Origin of the sequence: Mesorhizobium sp. M8A.F.Ca.ET.208.01.1.1 (assembly GCF_004791315.1) — a bacterium.
Taxonomy (GTDB): Bacteria; Pseudomonadota; Alphaproteobacteria; order Rhizobiales; family Rhizobiaceae; genus Mesorhizobium.
In genome coordinates this window covers 1-279 of sequence record NZ_SRUT01000435.1, presented here as the reverse complement: position 1 = coordinate 279, position 279 = coordinate 1, and the positions used below count along the sequence as shown (strand labels likewise).

Genomic DNA, 279 nt, shown 5'->3' with positions numbered 1-279 from the left:
CGGCCTTCCGGACGCTTGGCGCAATCGCGCCCACTGCTGCCAGAGCTATCTCGTCCTGAAGCGCGAAGATGTCGTCGGAGCTGCGGTCATAGCGCTCGGCCCAGATATGGGTGCCGGTCGAAGCATCGATCAACTGCGCGGTAACCCGCACGCTGTGGCCGGCCTTGCGCACACTGCCTTCGAGCACATAGCGAACGCCAAGCTCGCGGCCGACCTGCTTCACGTCGACGGCGCGACCCTTGTAGGAGAAGGTCGAGTTTCGCGCGATGACGAACAGCC

The 279-nt window shown here is 64.5% G+C and carries 1 pseudogene; it reads right to left on the bottom strand.

Going from position 1 to position 279, the window contains the following annotated elements:
* Positions 1 to 279: pseudogene (locus tag EN851_RS35995) on the bottom strand (transcriptional regulator); the annotation flags it as partial.